Below are 6,077 nucleotides of genomic sequence, written 5' to 3' on the forward strand. Positions count from 1 at the left end.
TGAAATGGAAAACATTGCCGTAACAGTTGCCGATAATTTAATTGACAAAGATTTACTTCAAGAAATAATCACATCAATAATCAACGAAATGGATTATAGTGATGAGTTAAAATTAAAAATTATTAATGCCCTTAGTCAAGTGAGAGATGATGTAGAACAAATAAACTTAGGAATAGATTTTTATAAAGATCTTTACTAGCATAACTTTAATCATATAATGCAGATTTCTAGATCGACCTGTGAAAATAATTAACTAAATTTACTCTCTTTTAATCTCGTGACCTACGAATTCTTCTAGAGTAGCAAACATTTCATCTACGGAAAGCACTTCGAAATCGGGGTGTGATTTTAGGAAATTAGCGTTCAAAGTGACCAAATTTTCCTCTATTTCGAAAAAAGTATCAGTGTTGAGCAAATCTCTAGTTGGGTTTATACCTTCTAATTTTCCTTTGAGGAATTTATTGAGCTTTACGCTGCTCATAAGTTTTACTTTTTTGGATTGTTGTTGGAATAAATCCAAATGGTTGTAGGCATCAATCAAGGCTAAACCTTCTTCGATTAATTCATTTAATTCGGCATTCCAACCTGAAGAATGTACAAATTGGGCAAAGTTTCCGGCAACATATTGCGAATAATAATAGTCTAAATAATAACTCATCAAGGCATCTTCGTGAATGAATTCGTCGTCGATTTTTTCCTCACGCATCAAGTTGATTACCGAAATATTGGAGTGAATCACATCCTGAAGATTCTCACTATTGAAGGCCGTTTCCGAAACTATTATTCTACCGAATTCCATAAGATTTGTGTTTGAAGGTTTGCGGCAAATTTCGGGTAAAATAGTGAGCAATGGAAATTTAAAAATGCAGCCAATTTTATGATTTTTAAAATTGGATCACCTCATTTTTTTATGGTTTTAAGAATCTGAGTTTACACAATCGGATGATTACTCCCCCAATTATGAAGTTTTTCCATTCAATTGTGAGGTTTTTCCATTCAATTATGAACTTTTACCATTCAATTATGAGGTTTTTCCATTCAATTATGAGGTTTTACAATTCGATTATGAACTTTTACCATTCAATTATGAGCTTTTGGAATGCAATTATGAAGTTTTGGAATGCAATTATGAAGATTTAGAATTCAATTATGAACTTTTGGAATGCAATTATGAAGTTTTGGAATTCAATTATGAAGATTTAGAATTCAATTATGAACTTTTGGAATGCAATTATGAACTTTTGGAATGCAATTATGAACTTTTGGAATTCAATAGTAAAGATTCGGCATTCATTTATAAAGATTTGGCTTTTATCAATTCTTAGAAAAAATTAATTAAAGTTGAACCCTTTTTTCAAATATAGTTAAGAACTGGTTGAGGATTAATCCCCAGTTTTGGATTGGCATTGACCATTTTTTTGTTGATTCATTTTTGACACTAAAGCTTTCAAACGCAAGGCTTTTTCTTTTTTCTCTTCCTGCAATTTAGCTTTTTTCCGATTGAGCAATTTGGTATGCAAAGCCTTGTTTTTGGTGTTTTTTTCAGGTCCTTTGGGCATTGGCGAAATCTTAATTTATTGCTTTGTAAATATAAATAAAATCAAATATTTAAAAGTGAAAGATTAGGGCGTTCGCTTTTAAAAAAGTTAAGCACTAACTGGGTAAATTTACACGAAAAATTATCTATTTTTGCATAATAAAGAAATTATATGAATATAATAGATATTATTGAAAAAGACATTCCTGACTTTTCTGGAATTTGCATTCGAGAAGGAGATGCTGATATAAAAAAAGTAAGAGAATTTGAAATTACTCTAGCTTGGAAGCTTAATAAATTTAGAGCTAAAAATTACAAGAAAATTTTAATTGTTGGGGCTAATAAAAATAAAGGTAAATATTTCATTGCCAATATAGTTTCTGTTTTATCAATCAAAAATGCGTATTTAGAAGGAACTCGAAAGGACGGATTTGATTATCAAGAAGAAATTTATGGAAAATGGATAACAGAACGTATTTCAGGTGTTATTCAAGACAATGCTTTAGAAGAAAGATTTGCAATTTTATTTGAAAACCCTACTGAAATTAAAAAATTCAGTTCCGATTTCACATTCAATAGGACTTCCATTTATTACGTAAATTCTGAAAAACAATTAGAAATAAAATCTGGAGAATATATTGAAATAAACAACATTGGTAAAATTAATACAGCTAAAATAAAAATTAATGGATTAACATTAATTGCAGGAATCAATGACACAGGAAAGAGCACTGCTGGAAAAGTATTATTTTCAATTATTAAAGCAACAGGTAGATATAAGCAAGATTTAAAGGAGGGTAAAGAATATAATATTTTAGATAAATTAGATCAATTATACAACAACTTAAGAAGAAGAGTCCTTGTAAATGATATAATTAGACAAGAATTTATTCCTAAAAACTTTATTGAACACATAAATAATTATGTAGTGTTAGATAATTTTGATGGTCTATTAGTGGATGAAATTGAAAAATTATTTGATTTCAAGAAAACTCTTCTAACCGAAAATATTTCCAACAAAGAAAATCTTAAAGGTTATATTAAAACATTAGACGAAATAAAACAATTACTATTTAGCAAAGAAGACAAGCAAGAGCAAATTAAAAATGCTTTAAATAGAGCTTTGTTTTCTGAATTCATCTCTGATATAACCCCGAAAGGGTCAACAAAAAAATCTCATATTAGATATTATATAGGGAATGATAAATTATTAGATGTAGAATTAGAAAAAAATAAAATAACAAAATTAGATTCTAAAGAAGATTTATCATTCAGAGATGTAGTTTTTGTAGAAACCCCATTATTAATTCAAATGTATGATTTAATTAAATATTCGGACGCTATGTTTGATGATAATGAGGATGACATTAGATATAGAAATCGCCCAAAAGTATCATTACACATAAAGGATTTGATAAATAAAATTGAAAACGCAAAATATTTTTCTGAACTTTTTTATGAAAATGATTTTGATTCCATTGATATTTTAAAAAATATATCTAATATAATAAATGGTGGATTTGCATTTGATAATGAAAATAAAGATTTAATTTTTACCTCTAAAAATGGCAAGAATAAAAATTTCCAAATTAAATCTGTAAACACTGCGTCAGGAATAAAATCTTTTGGAATTATACAACTCCTACTTCAAGCCAACATACTAAATGACAGATGTTTATTAATTATAGATGAACCCGAAAACCATTTACATCCTGAATGGCAAATTAAATATGCTGAAATGATAATTGAATTAGTAAAAAATGAAATTCCTGTTATCATAACTTCACATAGTCCATATATAATTCAAGCTTTGAGACATTTTTCAGAAAAAAACAAACTTGAAGAAAAGACTAGTTATTACTATGCTGAAATGAAAGAAAATGAAACCCAATCAAATTTAATTGATGTTACAAATGATTTAAATGTTATTTTTTCCAAACTGGCTGAACCATTAAGTACTTTAGTATGGAAATAAAAGATTTTTTACAAACTCTCTATAAATTTGGAATAGAAAAAAATTATTTTGAAATAAAAGAACTTGGAAAACTTGATAAATCTTGTTGCCAAAATTCAAAAATTGAAGTAATTGATTTTGATAAAACAAAAGATATTATTAGCTCAGAAAAAGCAATCCCTTCTGATAAATCCTGCGATGCAATTAAATTCATTATTGAAAATGAAAGAATTGATTTTATAGAATTAAAAGGCCTTAAAATGTATTTAGAATTACCTGGTCGTAAAAATTTCAACAAATCAAAAGATATAAATTCACAAATCTCTGAAAAAATTACTAGCTTTAAAATTGCTAAAAAAATCAAAGATAGTATCATTATAATTCAGCATTTCATTGAAATTATAAATGAAGATGATATAGACAATGAATCATTTAAAAGTGTAATGAAAAATTTCTTAATTGTTACAGATATTAATGCTAGAAAAAATGGATTAGAGTCAATTATTTCAACGTTAGAAGTCTTAAGTGAAATATCAACACCCATTGAATCAATATGTCTTAAAATATTTGAGGACGAAATAGAAAACACTGATTTTCCAAATGAATATAATATTCAAAAACCAATTCCATTAACTTGCGAAACTTTTTTAAATTTTTATTCAAATTAATAATTCCTAAAGAATACTATTTTACAATGTTACAGAATCCAAAAAGATATACCATTACAGCGGCATTGCCTTATACAAACGGACCCATTCATATTGGGCATTTGGCGGGTGTTTACGTGCCTTCGGATATTTATTCTCGTTATTTAAGATTGCAAGGAAAAGACGTTTTGTTTGTGTGCGGAAGCGATGAACACGGCGTGGCGATTTCGATGAAAGCCAAAAAAGAAGGGGTTACGCCTCAGGAAGTAATCGACAAATACGATGGAATTATCCGGAAATCATTCTCGGATTTTGGAATTTCGTTTGATAATTATTCCAGAACTTCGGCTAAGATTCATCACGATACGGCTTCGGAATTTTTTAGAACCTTGTATGACAAAGGTGATTTTATCGAGGAAGTGACCGAGCAATTGTATGATGCGAAAGCAGACCAATTCTTGGCAGACCGTTTTGTGGTGGGAACTTGCCCAAAATGCGGCAACGAAGAAGCTTACGGTGACCAATGCGAAAAATGTGGTTCGACTTTGAACGCCACGGATTTGATTAATCCAAAATCGACTATTACTGGAGAAACGCCAATTATGAAATCTACGAAACACTGGTTTTTGCCTTTGGATCGTTATGAAGATTTCTTGAAAGAGTGGATTCTCGTTGGACATAAAAATGACTGGAAACCCAATGTTTACGGTCAAGTAAAATCTTGGATTGACGGCGGATTAGAACCTCGTGCGGTAACTCGTGACCTCGATTGGGGAATTGACGTTCCTGTTGAAGGTGCCGAAGGAAAAAAATTATACGTTTGGTTTGATGCGCCAATTGGCTACATTTCTTCTTCGAAAGAATGGGCTGCTCGTGAAGGAAAAGATTGGGAACCGTATTGGAAAGATAAAGACACAAAATTGGTTCACTTCATCGGGAAAGACAATATTGTTTTTCACTGCATCATTTTCCCTGCGATGTTAAAAGCCGAAGGAAGTTATATTTTACCTGATAATGTTCCTGCGAACGAGTTCTTGAATTTGGAAGGAAATAAATTATCAACGTCTAAAAATTGGGCGGTTTGGTTGCACGAATATTTGGAAGAATTCCCAAATCAGCAAGATGTTTTGCGTTATGCCTTGACATCGAATGCTCCAGAAACTAAAGACAACGATTTTACTTGGAAAGATTTCCAGGCGAGAAACAACAATGAATTGGTGGCAATTTTTGGAAATTTCATCAATCGTGTGGTGGTTTTGACCAATAAATATTACGAAGGAATTGTTCCAACTCCCAACGAATTTTCGGAAGTAGATGAACAAACTTTGTCGGAATTAAAAGCTTATCCAGCAGTAATTTCAAGTTCAATTGAGCGTTACCGTTTCCGTGAAGCTTTGGGAGAATTGATGAATGTAGCTCGTTTAGGAAATAAATATCTTGCCGACGAAGAGCCTTGGAAAATGGTAAAAACCGATCCAGCTCGTGTGCAAACCCAAATGTATGTGGCTTTGCAAATTGCTGCGGCTTTGAGTTCACTTTGTGAGCCATTCTTGCCGTTTACCGCTGCGAAATTGTCTCGTATCCTTAAAATTGAAGAAGCGATTGACTGGAGAACCGTTTCTGATGATTCCGATTTAATTCCTGCTGGACACCAAATCGGTGAAGCAGAATTACTTTTTGCCAAAATTGAAGACGAAGAAATCCAGAAACAAATTGACAAATTAGAAGCTACAAAATCGGCCAACTCTGCCGAAAACAAAGTGGCAGAACCACAAAAAGAATTGATTCAATTTGAGGATTTTGCTAAAATGGATTTGCGTGTGGGAACCATTCTCGAAGCTGAAAAAATGCCGAAAGCCAACAAATTGTTGATTTTGAAAGTGGACACAGGAATCGACGTTCGCACCATAGTTTCAGGAATTGCCGAAAGTTTTAAACC

Annotated in this window: 6 protein-coding genes and 1 pseudogene; 5 read left to right on the top strand and 2 right to left on the bottom strand. The window is 31.2% G+C overall.

The genetic code is table 11. The features are described 5' to 3' along the window. A pseudogene (locus tag PHC28_RS14530) lies at positions 1–199 on the top strand (type II toxin-antitoxin system death-on-curing family toxin); the annotation flags it as partial. Between the two features lie 60 nt (positions 200–259). Here PHC28_RS14530 and PHC28_RS14535 read toward each other — a convergent pair. After that, positions 260–799: a hypothetical protein gene (locus PHC28_RS14535; RefSeq protein ID WP_300102166.1), complete on the bottom strand. Its 540-nt coding sequence runs from the start codon at positions 797–799 to the stop codon at positions 260–262. Positions 800–1,094: 295 nt separating this feature from the next. Between PHC28_RS14535 and PHC28_RS14540 the strand changes: the two genes are divergently transcribed. After that, entirely contained in the window at positions 1,095–1,325 is a 231-nt protein-coding gene (locus PHC28_RS14540) for a hypothetical protein (RefSeq protein WP_300102169.1), read from the top strand. A gap of 57 nt (positions 1,326–1,382) precedes the next feature. Here the strand turns inward: PHC28_RS14540 and PHC28_RS14545 are convergent, their stop codons facing one another. Further along, positions 1,383–1,559, bottom strand: coding sequence for a hypothetical protein (locus PHC28_RS14545; RefSeq protein WP_300102172.1), 177 nt, complete (start codon positions 1,557–1,559; stop codon positions 1,383–1,385). Positions 1,560–1,709: 150 nt separating this feature from the next. Between PHC28_RS14545 and PHC28_RS14550 the strand changes: the two genes are divergently transcribed. The 3 genes from PHC28_RS14550 to metG all read left to right on the top strand — a co-directional run. Continuing rightward, positions 1,710–3,512 carry an AAA family ATPase gene (locus tag PHC28_RS14550; protein ID WP_300102175.1) on the top strand — a complete coding sequence of 601 codons (1,803 nt, stop codon included), beginning with the start codon at positions 1,710–1,712 and terminating at the stop codon, positions 3,510–3,512. Continuing rightward, positions 3,503–4,159 (top strand): hypothetical protein, encoded by a 657-nt coding sequence (locus tag PHC28_RS14555; RefSeq protein ID WP_300102178.1) that lies wholly within the window; start codon positions 3,503–3,505, stop codon positions 4,157–4,159. Before PHC28_RS14550 ends, PHC28_RS14555 begins: the two co-directional genes overlap by 10 nt. Before the next feature lie 26 nt (positions 4,160–4,185). Further along, on the top strand, positions 4,186–6,077 hold a 1,892-nt coding region (gene metG, locus PHC28_RS14560; protein WP_300102181.1), incomplete at its 3' end, for a methionine--tRNA ligase.

Source organism: Flavobacterium sp. (genome assembly GCF_028712645.1).
Lineage (GTDB): Bacteria > Bacteroidota > Bacteroidia > Flavobacteriales > Flavobacteriaceae > Flavobacterium.

What these genes read in the sequence shown, in the direction of transcription:
- PHC28_RS14535 (WP_300102166.1), bottom strand. Translation starts at nt 799, where the DNA reads ATGGAATTCGGTAGAATAATAGTTTCGGAAACGGCCTTCAATAGTGAG.
- PHC28_RS14545 (WP_300102172.1), bottom strand. Translation starts at nt 1,559, where the DNA reads ATGCCCAAAGGACCTGAAAAAAACACCAAAAACAAGGCTTTGCATACC.
- PHC28_RS14550 (WP_300102175.1), top strand. Translation starts at nt 1,710, where the DNA reads ATGAATATAATAGATATTATTGAAAAAGACATTCCTGACTTTTCTGGA.
- PHC28_RS14555 (WP_300102178.1), top strand. Translation starts at nt 3,503, where the DNA reads ATGGAAATAAAAGATTTTTTACAAACTCTCTATAAATTTGGAATAGAA.